The sequence below is a fragment of the Phytopseudomonas argentinensis genome, assembly GCF_900113905.1.
Taxonomy (GTDB): domain Bacteria; phylum Pseudomonadota; class Gammaproteobacteria; order Pseudomonadales; family Pseudomonadaceae; genus Aquipseudomonas; species Aquipseudomonas argentinensis.
This window is the reverse complement of sequence record NZ_FORC01000001.1, coordinates 656,081-670,355: the sequence shown is the minus strand read 5'-3', so window position 1 is coordinate 670,355 and position 14,275 is coordinate 656,081. Positions and strand designations below refer to the sequence as shown.

General features: G+C 65.0%; 11 protein-coding genes. 9 read left to right on the top strand and 2 right to left on the bottom strand.

Annotation, left to right across the window (positions count from 1 at the left end; genetic code table 11):
* The first annotated feature begins 521 nt into the window (after window positions 1-521).
* The 3 genes from BM154_RS03090 (at window position 522) to BM154_RS03080 (ending at window position 4,479) form a co-directional block, all read left to right on the top strand.
* Complete coding sequence (locus BM154_RS03090; protein ID WP_074880870.1) at window positions 522-929, top strand: tetratricopeptide repeat protein; 408 nt, start codon at window positions 522-524, stop codon at window positions 927-929.
* A 43-nt stretch (window positions 930-972) separates the two neighbouring features.
* Window positions 973-2,460 carry a DNA recombination protein RmuC gene (locus tag BM154_RS03085; protein ID WP_074880868.1) on the top strand — a complete coding sequence of 496 codons (1,488 nt, stop codon included), beginning with the start codon at window positions 973-975 and terminating at the stop codon, window positions 2,458-2,460.
* 192 nt (window positions 2,461-2,652) lie between these two features.
* Window positions 2,653-4,479: a glycosyl hydrolase family 28 protein gene (locus BM154_RS03080; RefSeq protein WP_074880866.1), complete on the top strand. Its 1,827-nt coding sequence runs from the start codon at window positions 2,653-2,655 to the stop codon at window positions 4,477-4,479.
* 19 nt (window positions 4,480-4,498) lie between these two features.
* Here BM154_RS03080 and BM154_RS03075 read toward each other — a convergent pair whose 3' ends face one another.
* Window positions 4,499-4,837, bottom strand: coding sequence for an FKBP-type peptidyl-prolyl cis-trans isomerase (locus BM154_RS03075; protein WP_074880864.1), 339 nt, complete (start codon window positions 4,835-4,837; stop codon window positions 4,499-4,501).
* A gap of 237 nt (window positions 4,838-5,074) precedes the next feature.
* Window positions 5,075-8,551, bottom strand: a complete 3,477-nt coding sequence (locus tag BM154_RS03070) for a hybrid sensor histidine kinase/response regulator (protein ID WP_074880861.1) — start codon at window positions 8,549-8,551, stop codon at window positions 5,075-5,077.
* A 241-nt stretch (window positions 8,552-8,792) separates the two neighbouring features.
* On the opposite strand from BM154_RS03070, the gene BM154_RS03065 reads away from it, so the two are divergent.
* From BM154_RS03065 to BM154_RS03040, 6 genes are all read left to right on the top strand, one after another.
* Window positions 8,793-9,362: a GNAT family N-acetyltransferase gene (locus tag BM154_RS03065; protein ID WP_074880859.1), complete on the top strand. Its 570-nt coding sequence runs from the start codon at window positions 8,793-8,795 to the stop codon at window positions 9,360-9,362.
* 3 nt (window positions 9,363-9,365) lie between these two features.
* Window positions 9,366-10,208 (top strand): AraC family transcriptional regulator, encoded by an 843-nt coding sequence (locus tag BM154_RS03060; RefSeq protein ID WP_074880856.1) that lies wholly within the window; start codon window positions 9,366-9,368, stop codon window positions 10,206-10,208.
* A gap of 177 nt (window positions 10,209-10,385) precedes the next feature.
* Window positions 10,386-11,096: an AzlC family ABC transporter permease gene (locus BM154_RS03055; protein ID WP_074880854.1), complete on the top strand. Its 711-nt coding sequence runs from the start codon at window positions 10,386-10,388 to the stop codon at window positions 11,094-11,096.
* The gene (locus BM154_RS03050) at window positions 11,096-11,425 is read left to right on the top strand and encodes an AzlD domain-containing protein (protein ID WP_074880852.1); all 330 of its coding nucleotides are present in this window, start codon (window positions 11,096-11,098) and stop codon (window positions 11,423-11,425) included. Before BM154_RS03055 ends, BM154_RS03050 begins: the two co-directional genes overlap by 1 nt.
* Before the next feature lie 122 nt (window positions 11,426-11,547).
* Entirely contained in the window at window positions 11,548-12,165 is a 618-nt protein-coding gene (locus tag BM154_RS03045) for a glutathione S-transferase family protein (RefSeq protein WP_074880848.1), read from the top strand.
* Window positions 12,166-12,196: 31 nt separating this feature from the next.
* Window positions 12,197-14,263, top strand: coding sequence for a 2Fe-2S iron-sulfur cluster-binding protein (locus tag BM154_RS03040; RefSeq protein WP_074880844.1), 2,067 nt, complete (start codon window positions 12,197-12,199; stop codon window positions 14,261-14,263).
* Window positions 14,264-14,275: the final 12 nt, after the last annotated feature.

The following is a 14,275-nucleotide window of genomic DNA, read 5'->3' as shown; positions in this document are numbered from 1 at the left end:
CGAGGATCCAGCGATGGATGAATGGCTGACGGTAACCGAAGCGCTCGGGCATGCCAAACCCTATGCGCCTTGCCCGGTGGCTCACACTTTTATGGCACATGCGTGACACGAGATTAAATGGTGCGGGGTCTGCACGCCCCGTCCGTCGTGGCGTGGCACGATGTCAAGCCTGTTTTGGCCCTGAAAAGGGGCACATCGGCGGCCCTGTCGCGAGACTTGTGCACAATCGCGAGGCGGCTTGTCAAGCCGCATATTGCCTCTTGTCAAACGCTCGGCAATAGCGTAGGCACAAATATAAGTTTATGAAAAATATAGACTTTTTTGATGTGGTGAAAAAATGAGCAGTTTGAGCGGGAGCCCCATACCATCAGTGTTAGGAGGTATTTCGCCCACCATACCCACAAAGTTATCCACAGCTTCTGTGGATTGTCACACGCGGCCGCTCTGGGACGGGCCGGGCTTTACCTGTGGGTAAAAAAGAGTAGAGTGGCGCGCCTGTTCAAAAGCCCCGTTTTATCCCTATGCCCCGCGCTTTACCCCGTTGCGAGCTTCATGATCTTCCCGTACGTGCTCAGGTTCCGGTACGTGTCGCCACCTGGCTGCTGGACCGTCCGCGGCTGGGCGATACACCCAGCGTGAAACGCTTTGCCGGTCGCCTGCTCAAGCAGCCGGCGCGTCAGGGTGTGGTGCAGGCCCAGAGCCGCCTTGGCCAGATGCTCTGTCGCGACTGCGGCAACACCCGCGACCGGCGCATCGGTGTCGAGCTGCTGCGCCAGGCGGCGCGGGCCGGCGACGGCCATGCGCAACTGGAGTTGGGGCGTCTGTATTGTCAGCCGCGCACCCTTGAGCCCGAGCAGGCCAGGCACTGGCTGGAGCTGGCAGCGCTGCAGGGGCACGAAGAGGCCCGAGTGTTGTTGAAGCGCCTCTAACTCGCGCGGTTATACTGCCCGGCAGTCTTGCCTGGATGCCTTTATGCCTTTCGATCTGCTGACCCTGTTGCCGGCTTTTCTGGCCGGTGCGCTGCTGGCTGCCGTCCCTTTATGGCTGCGCATGGTGGCCGCATCACGCCAGGCCGAGGAGCTGCGCCTGCAGGCCGGGCTGGCCCAGGAGCGCATGAACGCGGCGCAGCTGGCCCAGGCCGGCCTCAGTGCACAGCTGGACAATTGCCGCGACGAGCTGGCCGAGATTCTCGAGATCAAGGCCGATCAGCAGGCCGAGCTGGCGGCCCTGCGCCGGGAAACCCACCTGCTGCAGAACGACCTGCAGCTGGCCCGCGAGCAGCTCGAGGGTGCCCAGGTGCTGCGCGAGCGCCAGGAGACCGAATTGCGCCGTCTGGCTGCCGAGCGGGCCGGGCTGGCCGCCGAGTTGCATGAGCAGCAGGAAAATCATCAGCAGCGCCTAGAAGACTTGCAGGGCGCCCGCGATGCCCTGCGCGCGCAGTTCGCCGAGCTGGCCGGCAAGATCTTCGACGAGCGTGAGCAGCGCTTCTCGGAAACCAGCCAGCAGCGCCTCGGCCAGTTGCTCGACCCGCTCAAGGAGCGCATCCAGTCGTTCGAGAAGCGCGTCGAGGAAAGCTACCAGCAGGAGGCGCGCGAGCGGTTCTCCCTGGGCAAGGAGCTGGAGCGCCTGCAGGGCCTCAACCAGCGCCTGAGCGAGGAGGCGATGAACCTGACCCAGGCGCTCAAGGGCCAGAAGACCCAGGGCAACTGGGGCGAACTGGTGCTCGAACGGGTGCTCGAACACGCCGGCCTGCAGAAGGGGCGCGAGTACCACACCCAGGTCAGCCTGAAGAGCGCCGAAGGCGAGCGCTTCCAGCCGGACGTGCTGATCCAGCTGCCGGGCGACAAGCAGGTGGTGGTCGATGCCAAGGTCAGCCTGACCGCCTACCAGCAGTGCGTGGCGGCCACCGACGAGCCCACGCGTCAGCTGGCCCTGAAGCAGCATGTTCTGTCCCTGCGCAGTCACCTCAAGGGCCTGTCGCTCAAGGATTATCAGCACCTAGACGGGCTGCACAGCCTGGATTTCGTGCTGCTCTTCGTGCCGATCGAAGCGGCGTTCGCAGCCGCGCTGCAGGCCGATCCCGGGTTGTTCCAGGAGGCCTTCGACCAGCATATCGTGATCGTCAGCCCAACCACGCTGCTGGCCACCCTGCGGGTGATCGACAGCCTCTGGCGTCAGGAACGACAAAGCCAGAACGCCCGGGAAATTGCCGAGCGGGCAGGGGCGCTGTACGACAAGTTCGTGGCCTTCATCCAGGATCTGGACGAGGTGGGCATGCGCCTGCAGCAGCTCGACAAGGCCTATTCAGGTGCGCGTAACAAGCTGGTCGACGGCCGCGGCAACCTGATCAGCCGCGCCGAAAACCTCAAGCTGCTAGGTGCGCGGGCCAGCAAGAGCCTGTCCCCCGAGCTGCTCGAGCGCGCTGCCGGCCTGCCTCTGGACGAGCCAGAGGACGACTGAATCCCTGTCTGATTGCTACCTCGCCCAGGGGGATTCAGTTTCCCGGCTGGACGTAGCAAAAATCTTGGCTATCTTGTCGGTTGTCATACTTCTTGTGGGTATGGCGATTTCGTTTGGTTGATTATTAAACCTGCTCGATGGCTTGGTTAATTTCAGCCAATTCAATAGATTGGCCATAACAAGGACAAGAATATGCCGCTCATCGAGAGCTCATCCGCATCAGCCGTGCAGGGCGCATGGCGCCAAAAAAAGCATGTTGTCATACCGCTTGCTTTGTTGTTCAGCGCTTCTGCGCTGGCCCTGGACGCGCCGCCCAAGGTTCAGGTGCCAACCCTGGCCTATGACGACAGCCAGATCATTCTGGTCTGGGAGAAGCCGGAGAATGCCGCCGGCATCGTCGACTATCACGTCTACATGGACGGCAAGAAGCTGGGCGGCGCCAACGCCAACAACGACCGGCATTCGCCGGCCAAAGCGTACATCGATAAGTTCTACAAGGCCGACACGGAAAACTTCCATCACCGGATTTCCATCCACAACTACACCGTAGATGGCCTGAAGCCCGAGACCGAATACCGGTTTACCGTGCGCTCGGTGGATGCCGAAGGTCACGAGTCAGGCGACAGCCCAGTGCTGGTGCAGCGCACCACCGCGACTGCCGAGGTGTTCAACGTCGAGGAGCAGGGCGCCAAAGGTGACGGCAGGACGCTCAACACCGCCGCTATCCAGAAGGCCATCGATGCCTGTTCGCTTAACTGCACCGTGCTGATTCCGGCCGGGGTGTTCAAGACCGGCGCTTTGTACCTGAAGAGCAACATGACCCTGGAAATCGCCGAGGGCGCGACATTGCTGGGCTCCGAGCGCAGCGAAGATTACCCACTGCAGGGCTATATCCAGTACCCATATTCGACCATGGTGCGGCCGGCGTCGCTGATCAACGCGCTGCCGCGCGATCCGCGTCAGCACCAGGCGTTCGAGAACATCCGCATCGTCGGCAAGGGCACCATCGACGGCAACGGCTGGAAGCGCAACGACGACAGCCAGGACGAGCTGGGCAAGCCGCTGCCGTTCTACCGGGCCAGTGACAATACCCGCTACATGGAAGACGGCATTCTCGCCAAGGATCAGGTCGAGAAGGCGGTGGCGCGCGGCATCATTGTCAAGGATGCCTACGGGCAGATGCGCTCGTCATTGATGACCCTGCGCAACGTCAAGAACCTGTTCTACGGCGGCTTCACCGTGCTCAACCCGGCCTACCACGGGATCATGAACCTGGAGACCGAGAACGTGGTGATGGCGGGCACCGTGCACAAGACCTACGACGCCAACAATGGCGATGGCATCGAATTCGCCAACAGCAAGGGCGCCATGGTCTTCAACAACTTCTTCGACACCGGCGACGACTGCGTCAACTTCGCCTCGGGCACTGGCGCCGACGCCACCAGGCAGCCGCCCCAGGAAGATGCCTGGATCTTCAACAACTACTTCCGCCGTGGCCACGGCATGGTGGTGGCCGGCAGCCACACCGGCGGCTGGATCCAGAACATCCTCGCCGAGGACAACGTGTCCGATGGCACCGACACCGGCCTGCGCATGAAGAGCACCAACTTCATGGGTGGCGGCGCACGCAACGTCACCTTTCGCGATTCGGCGATCCGCAACACGCTCAAGCAGGGGGTGATCATGACCCTGGATTACCACGACCCCAACGCCATCCTCGACTACAAGCGCTCGACCGTGCCGGGGCAGTTCCGTGATATCCGCGTGGCCAACGTGACCGTAGAAGATGCCGCCGGTGCGGCGATTCAGGTCAAGGGCGACAGCGCCCACGACGCCTTCCACGAGAACGTCGCCTTCGCGCAGGTGCGCTTCAAGGGCAGGGCGGGGGCGCAAATCGACGGCCTGCGTAATTCCAGCTTCACCGATGTCAGCTTTGCCGGCACCGAGGGCGATCCCTGGAACATCGAGGGCAGCGAAAACCTGCGCTTCGACCGCGTGGAACCGCAGCCAAGGCAGTAAGCGCCGGGCGCGGGGCGGCTCAGTCGTCCCGCGTCAGCACTTCCAGCAGCTCGATCTCAAAATTCAGGTTCGAATGGGGTGGGATCGCGCCCATCGAGCGCTCGCCGTAGGCCAGGTGCGCTGGCACGAACAGCCGACGCTTGCCGCCGACCTGCATGCCCATCAGGCCCTGGTCCCAACCCTTGATGACTCGCCCGGTGCCGATCACGCATTGGAAAGGCTTGCCGCGCGAATAGGACGAGTCGAACTCGGTGCCGTCCTCCAGCCAGCCGCGGTACTGGGTGGTGATCAGCGCGCCTTTGACCACCGCCTTGCCATCGCCCGGGTGGATATCTTCGATACGTAGTTCGTCGCTCATTGCTGGGGTTCCGAGAGTGCAGAAGGCCGCGTTTTTCGCAGGAAATGCGGGGCTTTGCAACAGCAGCGCGCGTCGTAGAGACGTGCAGCCTTGTAGGATGGGTGAAACCCATCGTTTATTGATGGGTTGCACCCATCCTACGCCCTACCACTACAGCTTTAGCCGCGAGCTCTCGCGTTGATAAAAAGCTCGGGGCTAAAGCCCCTCCCACGAGGTCGCTGGATGTCTGCTTTGGCCTCATTGCCGCGGCAAATGCCGGCTGATCAACGCCCGCAGCGCCGCCGGTTTTACCGGCTTGGGCAGAAAATCCAGGCCGGCGGCATGCACCTGGGCGATCAGTTCGGGGCGGCCGTCGGCGCTGATCACCACGCCGGGTACCGGTTCGCCCAGGCGGGTACGCAACCAGGCCATCAGCTCGGTGCCGGTATCGCCTTCGTCGAGGTGATAGTCGACCAGCGCCAGGTGTGGGCGCAGGTCATCATCGAGCAGTTGCTCACACTCGGCGCGGGTGCGGGCCGACCACACCTGGCAGCCCCAGCGCGACAGCAGACTGTGCATGCCGGTGAGGATGCTTTCCTCGTTGTCGATGCACAGCACCTGGGTGCCGGTGAGCAGTTGGCCGTTGCCTTCGGGGCGTGCCCGCGGGGCTGCCGGGGCCTGGCTGCGGGCGATCGGCACGGTGACGCTGAACACGCTGCCCTTGCCCGGCCAGGAGCGCACCTCCAGGCTGTGGCCGAGCACCCGGCACAGCCCGTCGGCGATGGCCAGGCCGAGGCCCAGGCCTTTCTCGGCGCGGGTCTGGTGGCTGTCCAGGCGTTTGAATTCCTCGAAGATGGTCTGCCGCTTGTCTTCGGGAATGCCCGGCCCGCGATCCCAGACTTCCAGGCGCAGCTGCCCGCCCTGGCGACGCACGCCGAGCAGCACGCGGCCCTTGGCGTAGCGGAAGGCGTTGGTAAGGAAGTTCTGCAGCACGCGGCGCAGCAGCTTGCTGTCGCTGTCGACCCTAAGCCTGCTGCCCTGCATGTGGAAGTCGACGCCATGCTCGGCGGCCAGCACCTTGAACTCGGCGCCCAGGGTATCGAACAGGCTGTTGAGAACGAAGGGGCTGCGATCCGGGGTGATGCGGCCGTTTTCCAGGCGCGAGATATCCAGCAGGTCGCTGATCAGGTCCTCGGCCGAGCGCAGCGAGCTGTCCAGGTGGCGCACCAGCTCCTGAGCCTCCTGAGGCAGTGCTTCTTCCTGGTGGGAGAGGGCAGCGGAGAACAGCCGGGCGGCGTTCAGCGGTTGCATCAGGTCGTGGCTGACCGCGGCGAGAAAGCGGGTCTTCGAGGCATTGGCCGCTTCGGCCACGCCGGTGGCGGCGGTCAGTGCCTGGTTCAGTTGCGACAGCTCATGGGTGCGCTCGGCAACGCGCTGCTCGAGGCCCTCGTTGGCGGCCTTGAGGGCGCGTTCGGCTTCGCGGAATTCGGTGATGTCGGTGAAGCTCATGACGAAGCCGCCGCCGGGCATGGGGTTGCCGATCAGCTCGATGACCCGGCCGTTGGGGAACACCCGCTCGTAGCTGTGGGCGGTGCCCTGGCGCATCCAGTACAGGCGCTTGGCGACGCTTTCCTCGACATCGGCGCTGCCGAGCATGCCGCGCTCGGCGTTGAAGCGGATGATCTCGGCGATCGGCCGGCCCACGCAGATCAGCCCCTCGGGGTACTCGAAGATTTCCAGGTAGCGCTGGTTCCAGGCCACCAGGCGCAGGGACTGGTCGACCACGCTGATGCCCTGGCTGATGTTCTCGATGGCGCCCTGCAGCAGGGCGCGGTTGAACTGCAGCACCTCGCTGGCCTCGTCGACGATGCGCACCACGTCCTCGACCTGCATGTCGCGGCCTTCGATGGCCGCCTTGACCACCGCGCGGGTCGACGAGGCGCCGAGTACCCCGGCGAGCAGGCGCTCGGTATGGGCGATCCACTCGCTGTTGGCCGGTTGCGCCGAGTTGAAGGCCTTGCCCTGGCGCCGGGCGAAGTGGCTGAAGCTGTCCAGCGCGCGCTCCTCACCGACGAAGCGGCCGGCGAGTAGCAACAGGTCGTTGACCTGCACCGCCAGGGCGCCGCGGCCACCCTGCTTGCTGCCGAAGTCATGGTTGACGAAGCGCCCGGCCTGCCAGTGCTCGGACACCCGGGTGCGCGAGAAGAACGACACCCAGGCGAACAGCGTCAGGTTGCCGGCCAGCGACAGCACCACGCCGCGGGTCAGGGCGTCCACCTCGAAACCGATCGGTGCGTAGAGCAGGGTGCGCAGGCCTGGGAAGATGTCCAGCGGCCAGCCGAGGCCACGGGCCAGCACCGGCAATACCAGGGTGTAGATCCACAAAGCGGCGCCGGTGATCAGCCCGGCGAACACGCCGCGGCGGTTGGCCTGCTTCCATACCAGGGCGCCGAACATGGCGGGTGCCAGCTGGCCGATGGCGGCGAAGGAAATCTGCCCGATGGTCGCCAGGCTGGCGTTGCTGCCGAGCAGGCGGTAGCACACGTAGGCCAGCAGCAGGATCAGCACGATGCTTACCCTTCGTGCCGTGAGCATCCAGTGGCGGAACGCCTCGAAGGGCCGCTCGGTGCTTTTGCGGTGCAGCAGCCAGGGCAGCAGCATGTCGTTGGAGATCATCGTCGACAGCGCCACCGAAGCGACGATCACCATGCCGGTGGCCGCCGAGGCGCCGCCGATAAAGGCCAGCAAGGCCAGCGCCGGGTGGGCTTCGGCGAGCGGCAGGCTGATCACGAAGGAGTCCGGGCTGACCCCGCCTGGCAGCAGCATCTGCCCGGCCAGGGCGATAGGGATAACGAACAGCGCGGCGAGCAGCAGGTACAGCGGGAACACCCAGCGCGCCAGGCGCAGGTCGCGCGGGTCGGTGTTTTCCACCACGGTGACGTGGAACTGCCGCGGCAGGCAGACGATGGCGATCATCGCCATGCCGGTCTGTACCAGCATCGCCGGCCAGTTCACGGCCTCGGCCCAATATGCCTCCAGCTCGGCGCTGCGTTGCGCCTGGCTGAACAGGTCGCCGAAGCCATTGAACAGCCCGTAGGTGACGAAGGCGCCCACCGCAATGAAGGCCAACAACTTGATCAGCGATTCGAAGGCGATCGCCAGCACCATGCCGCGGTGGTGCTCGGTGACGTCCAGGTTGCGGGTGCCGAACAGGATGGTGAACAGTGCCAGGATCACCGAGACGATCAGCGCGGTGTCCTGGGCGCGGGTGCCGTCGGGGTCGGTTTCCGAGCCGATCAGCAGGTTCACGCCGAGTACGATGCCCTTGAGCTGCAGGGCGATGTAGGGCAGCACGCCGACCAGGCAGATCAGCGCCACGACGATGGCCAGGGACTGCGACTTGCCGTAGCGCGCGGCGATGAAGTCGGCGATCGAGGTGATGTTTTCCTGCTTGCTGATCAGCACCATCTTCTCGATCACCCAGGGGGCGAACAGCAGTAGCAACATCGGCCCCAGGTAGATGGGCAGGAATGACCACAGCTGCTCGGCGGCCTGACCGACGGCGCCAAAGAAGGTCCAGCTGGTGCAGTACACCGCCAGCGAGAGGCTGTAGACCCAGGCGCGCACTTTCGGCGGCAGTGGTTTGCGGCGACGGTCGCCATAGAAGGCGATAGCGAACAGCACGGCCATGTAGAGCAGGGCGACTGCAGCGATAAGCCAACTGGACAGCGACATGCAGACTCCACGAAAACATGAGGACAATTTGCGCGAGCGTATCCTGCCACGGCCGCGACGCCAGGTACGCTTGCACGGTTTGTAGTGTCGCAGCAAAGCGCCGCAACGTCAGGCACGACCAAGGTCGCAAGGGCACGGGCAGGCATTTGCGGCACCCTGTACTTCCCGGGTTTTGGCAGACAGGTCGCTTGTTCGGTGAGAAACTGACGCGCCTGGCAGCGTTGCATGTGGAGAAAATACGATGTTCAAGCCGCAATTGATCACCCTGCAGCGCGGTGCCCTGCGCATCGAACCGTTGCTCGATGGCGATATTCCGGCGCTGGTCAGCCTGGCCGAAGCCAACCGCGAGGAGCTGCTCTACATGAGCGGCACCCAACGCCTGGATTGGTATCGCCTGGCTTTGCAGGAGCAGCGCGAGGAGCGCGCCTTGCCCTTCGTGATTCGCCTCGCCGATCAGGTGGTCGGCACCACGCGGTTCGCCGACTTCATGCCGACCCTGCCGGCGGTGGAAATTGGCTGGACCTGGCTGGACGCCGCCCAGCACGGCACGGGCCTCAATAACATGGTCAAGTACCTGATGCTGCGCCACGCCTTCGAAAGCTGGCAGATGGTTCGCGTGCAGTTGAAAACCGCGGCCAGCAACCTGCGCTCCCAGCGCGCCATCGAAAAGCTCGGCGCGGTTCGCGAAGGGCTGCTGCGCAACCATCGCCGCCTGGCCGACGGGCGCCTCGACGACACCGTGCTGTACAGCATCACCGATCAGGAATGGCCGCTGGTCAAGGCCGGACTGGAGGCACGCTTCGGCGTGTGAACCATGCCCACCGGTGAGCGCATCCGCTTCTGGGAAAGCCCCGCGCTGGCCGGTGTGGAGCTGCTGCAAGCGCGCTATATCAAGCAGCGCTTCACGCCCCACGTGCATGAAGGCTTCGTGTTCACCGTGATCGAAGGGGGCGCCCAGCGCTTTCGCCACCGCGGTGCGGAACACCTGGCGCCGATCGGCAGCATGGTACTGATCAACCCGGATGAGGTGCACACCGGCTCGTCGGCCCACGAGCAGGGCTGGTTGTACCGCGCCTTTTATCCGGCGCCGGACCAGGTAAACCGGGTGCTCGACGAGCTCGGGCTGGCGCAACGCGGCTTGCCGTCGTTCGCCGCCAGCGTGCTGCAGGATGTGCAGTTGCACCAGGCGTTCGGCCAGTTGCATCGCCTGCTCGACAGTGACGCCAGCGTGCTGCAGCAACAGACCGCCTGGCGCGAGACGCTGCTCATGCTGTTCCAGCGGTATGCCGGGGTCATGCAGGCGCCCATGCCCGGCCAGGAGCCCCGCGCCGTGCGCATGGCCAAGGAGCTCTTGGCCGCGCGCCTGGGCGAGCCGCCGTCACTTGAAGCGTTGGCGGCAGCGGTCAATCTCTCACCCTTTCATTTCGCCCGGGTATTTCGCCGCGCCACCGGCCTGCCGCCCCATGCCTGGCTGCAACAGCGCCGCCTGGAGCGGGCACGGACGCTGTTGCGTGATGGCTGCGCGCCGCTAAGTGTCGCCCTGCAGCTGGGCTTCGCCGACCAGAGCCACCTGACGCGGCAGTTCAAACAGGTGTATGGCGTGGGGCCTGGGGAGTACCGCAAGGCCTGCCATCACAGCCCTGTAGCCTGTGGTTGAGCGAAGCGATACCCAGGGCTGGGTAAAGGTCGCTGTCTCGGCTCCCACAGGTACAGCAGAGAATCCCGAGCATCGCGGAAACTGCGCAAGATCGTTCAAGACAGCCGAGGCGGGCTGGGCTAGCCTGATGCGCTCCTGATCGCCCACAGGCGGTCTTTCCAGCCAAGCGACGAGCCGATGTCCCGATACCAAGAATTCTTTCAGGGCCTGCGTGACATGCTGCCGATGCTGCTCGGCGCCATGCCGTTCGGCATCATCTACGGCAGCCTGGCCGGCGCGGCCGGGCTCGACGCCTGGCAGACCATCGGCATGTCGGTGCTGGTGTTCGCTGGGTCGGCGCAGTTCATCGCCGTCAGCCTGCTGACCGGTGGTGCCACCCTGGCGGTGTTGTGGTTGACCACCCTGGTAGTCAACCTGCGCCACGCGCTGTACAGCGCCACGCTGCAGCCCTTCGTGCGCCACCTGCCCAAGCGCTGGCGCGTGCCGCTGGCCTTCTGGCTGACCGATGAGGCCTTCGCCGTGGTGCAGCAGCGTTACGCGCGAAACGACGACTCACCACACAAGCACTGGTACTTCCTCGGTGCTGGTCTGGCCATGTACGGCAACTGGATCGGCTGCACGCTGATCGGCCTGCTGTTCGGCCAGTCGGTGCCGAACCTCGCCGCCTGGGGGCTGGATTTCGCGATGATCGCCACCTTCGTCGGCATTGTGGTGCCGATGCTGCGCAATCGCCCGCAGATCGCGGCGGCGCTGGTCGCGGCCGTCACGGCGCTGATCTTTCATGACCTGCCCTACAAACTCGGGCTGCTGGCAGCAGCCTTTGCCGGCATCGTCGTCGGCGTGGCGCTGGAGTGTCATCAACGGCCACTGCAGGAGGAGCTCTGCTGATGGAAAACTGGATCCTGATCTTCGGTATGCTGGCGATCACCTTCGCCACCCGCTACAGCCTGTTCGCCTTTCCCGACCTGCGCTTTCCCCAGGCGGTGCGCCAGGCCCTGCATTACGTGCCGACCGCGGTACTCACCGCCATCGTGGTGCCCGCCATGCTGCTGCCCGATGGCCGCAACTGGGCGCTGAGCTGGGACAACGCCTACCTGCTGGCCGGCCTGGCGACCATCGCCATCGCCGTGGTGACCCGCCATCTGCTGGCGACCATCGGCGGCGGGCTGCTGATCTTCTTCGGGCTGCGCTGGGCGATGGGTCAGTTGCCGATCTGATTGTTCCAGTTATCGCAATAAAGTAGTGCCCACAGCGCGTATTCCTCAAAACGCCACTTGGTCGCAAGCTGGTTGCACGGATCGGGACTTTTCCCGGCCCACCGTCAACCAGGAGCCGACCCATGAAAATCCATCACGTCCCCCTGTCCGGCCACGCCCATCGCGCCGTTCTGTTCGCCTCGCTGCTGGGCCTCAAGCCCGAACTGGTCGAGGTCGACCTGGCTGCCGGCGAACACAAACAGCCTGACTTCCTCGCGCTCAACCCGTTCGGCCAGGTACCGGTTCTGGAAGATGACGGCGTGGTGGTGCCTGACTCCAACGCCATCCTGGTTTATCTGGCCAAGAAAACCGGGCGTACAGACTGGCTGCCGGAAGACCCGGCCGGCGCCGCGGCGGTGCAGCGCTGGTTGTCCGTGGCGGCTGGCGAACTGGCTTACGGACCCTGTGCGGCGCGGCTGATCACCGTATTCGGTGCCGACTTCAATGCCGAGGAGGTGATTGCCCGCGCCCATGTGCTGCTTGCCCGCCTGGAGCGCCACCTGGCAGGGCGCCAGTGGCTGGCCGCCGACCACCCGACCATCGCCGACGTGGCGCTGTACAGCTACCTGGCCCGGGCGCCGGAAGGCAATGTCGACCTGTCGGCCTACGGACAGGTCCGCGCCTTTCTGGCACGCATCGAGGCGCTGCCCGGCTTCGTCGCCATTCCCGAGACAGCTGCCGGGCTGACCGCCAACGCCTGATCCTCCACGTCGCCGCCATCTGGAGACAGCCATGACCGATCTCGCGAATACGCCCGCCACCTGGCACCAGGGCGAAACCTTCATCCAGGAAAAACTCGGTGTCGCCGAACGGATGGCGGCGGTCGGCAAGCGCGTGGTGCGCGACTTCATGCCCGACCAGCACCGGGATTTCTACGCCCAGCTGCCGTTTATCGTGCTGGGCAGCGTGGATGGGCAGGGCGATGCCTGGGCCGGCGTGCTCGAGGGCCAGGCCGGTTTCATGGCCTCGCCGACGCCCACCACGCTGGACATTGCCGCCCGGCCCCAGGCCGACGACCCTGTCGCCCAAGGCATGGGCGAGGGCGCGGCACTGGGCCTGCTGGGTATCGAGCTGCACACCCGTCGGCGCAACCGCATGAATGGCGTGGTGGCGGCAGGGCGGCAGGGCCTGCGGGTGGCGGTCGAGCAGAGCTTCGGTAATTGCCCGCGTTATATTCAGCAGCGCGACTTCAGCTTTGCCCGTGATCCGGCGGCGCCGTTCGTTGGCGAGGTCGAGGAATTGCCAACCCTGGATGCTGCGGCGCGCAGGTTGGTCGAGGGGGCGGATACCTTCTTCGTGGCAACCTATGCCGATGTCGAAGGGCAGCGCCAGGTCGATGTCTCGCACCGTGGCGGCAACAGCGGCTTCGTGCGGGTCGACGCCGATGGCACCCTGACCATCCCCGACTTCAACGGCAACCTATTCTTTTCCACCCTGGGCAATATCGTGCTCAACGGCAAGGCCGGTCTGCTGTTCGTGGATTTCGCCACGGGTGATGTGCTGCAACTGAGCGGCGAGGCCGAGGTGATTTTCGATTCAGCGGAGATTGGCGCATTCCAGGGCGCCGAGCGGCTGTGGGCGTTCCGGGCCCGGCGTATCGTGCGTCGCCCTGGTGCCACGGCCCTGCGCTGGGCGCTACGTGAGGATGGTTGGGCGGACAGCTCGCTGCTCACCGGCAATTGGCAGCAGGCTGCTGACCGGTTGCGCGCCGCCCGGTACGCCACGCAATGGCGGCCGATGAAGATCGTGCGCATCGTTCAGGAAAGCCGGTCAATCCGCTCGCTGCACCTCGAACCCGTCGACGGCGCCGGGCTATTGCCGCATCTGGCCGGTCAGCACCTGCCGATTCGACTGCAAGTGGCCGCGGATGAAAAGCCGCTGATTCGTACCTACACCCTGTCCGTCGCGCCGTCCGATGGCCTTTACCGGATCAGCGTGAAGCGTGAAGGGCGGGTGTCGCAATTTATCCATGATCAACTGCGCGAAGGCGACCTGATCGAAGCCCGCGCACCGGCAGGGGCGTTCGTCCTCGATGCACAGCTGGAGCGCCCGCTGGTGCTGCTGGCCGGTGGTATCGGCATCACGCCGCTGCTGGCGATGCTGCGTCATGTGGTTTACGAAGGCTGGCGCCAGCAGCGGATCAGGCCGGTCACGCTGTTCTATGCCGCGCGCTCGAAAGCCGAGCGCGCCTTTGACCGTGAGCTGGCCGATCTGGTCGCCGCGGCCCAAGGCTCAGTGAGACTCGTGCGGGTGCTGAGCGACACCAGGGGCGCCGAGCCGGGCGTCGATTACGACACGGCAGGGCGTATCGATATGGCCCTGTTGACCCGCTACCTGGCCTTCGATGATTACGCCTTCTACCTGTGCGGACCACCGGCTTTCACCCAGGGGCTGTATGACGGGCTGCGCGGCTACAACATCGCCGACGGGCGTATTTATGCCGAGGGCTTCGGGCCGGCGTCCCTGGCTCGGCGTCCCGACCGGCCGGTGGTGGCCGCCGTGAAGCTGCCGCCCGCTACCGAGCCGGTGGCGGTGTTGTTCACCGAGTCCTTGAAGGAAGGGCGCTGGACGCCGGGCTCCGGCAGCTTGCTGGAGCTGGCCGAGGCTAGAGGCCTGGCGCCTGAATTCAGCTGCAGGGAAGGCTCCTGCGGCACCTGCAAGACCCGCCTGGTGAAAGGCGCGGTGAGTTACCTGAAAGAACCCGGCGCGCCGCACGGCGACGACGAAGTGCTTATCTGCTGCGCTGTACCGGCCCAACCGCAAGACACCGATCATCAGCGCCTGGAACTGGCGCTCTAAGTTCCACCCACA

Excerpts from the sequence above, each read along its gene's own strand:
- BM154_RS03090 (WP_074880870.1), top strand. The coding sequence starts at position 522 with ATGCCCCGCGCTTTACCCCGTTGCGAGCTTCATGATCTTCCCGTACGT.
- BM154_RS03085 (WP_074880868.1), top strand. The coding sequence starts at position 973 with ATGCCTTTCGATCTGCTGACCCTGTTGCCGGCTTTTCTGGCCGGTGCG.
- BM154_RS03080 (WP_074880866.1), top strand. The coding sequence starts at position 2,653 with ATGCCGCTCATCGAGAGCTCATCCGCATCAGCCGTGCAGGGCGCATGG.
- BM154_RS03075 (WP_074880864.1), bottom strand. The coding sequence starts at position 4,837 with ATGAGCGACGAACTACGTATCGAAGATATCCACCCGGGCGATGGCAAG.
- BM154_RS03070 (WP_074880861.1), bottom strand. The coding sequence starts at position 8,551 with ATGTCGCTGTCCAGTTGGCTTATCGCTGCAGTCGCCCTGCTCTACATG.
- BM154_RS03065 (WP_074880859.1), top strand. The coding sequence starts at position 8,793 with ATGTTCAAGCCGCAATTGATCACCCTGCAGCGCGGTGCCCTGCGCATC.
- BM154_RS03060 (WP_074880856.1), top strand. The coding sequence starts at position 9,366 with ATGCCCACCGGTGAGCGCATCCGCTTCTGGGAAAGCCCCGCGCTGGCC.
- BM154_RS03055 (WP_074880854.1), top strand. The coding sequence starts at position 10,386 with ATGTCCCGATACCAAGAATTCTTTCAGGGCCTGCGTGACATGCTGCCG.
- BM154_RS03050 (WP_074880852.1), top strand. The coding sequence starts at position 11,096 with ATGGAAAACTGGATCCTGATCTTCGGTATGCTGGCGATCACCTTCGCC.
- BM154_RS03045 (WP_074880848.1), top strand. The coding sequence starts at position 11,548 with ATGAAAATCCATCACGTCCCCCTGTCCGGCCACGCCCATCGCGCCGTT.
- BM154_RS03040 (WP_074880844.1), top strand. The coding sequence starts at position 12,197 with ATGACCGATCTCGCGAATACGCCCGCCACCTGGCACCAGGGCGAAACC.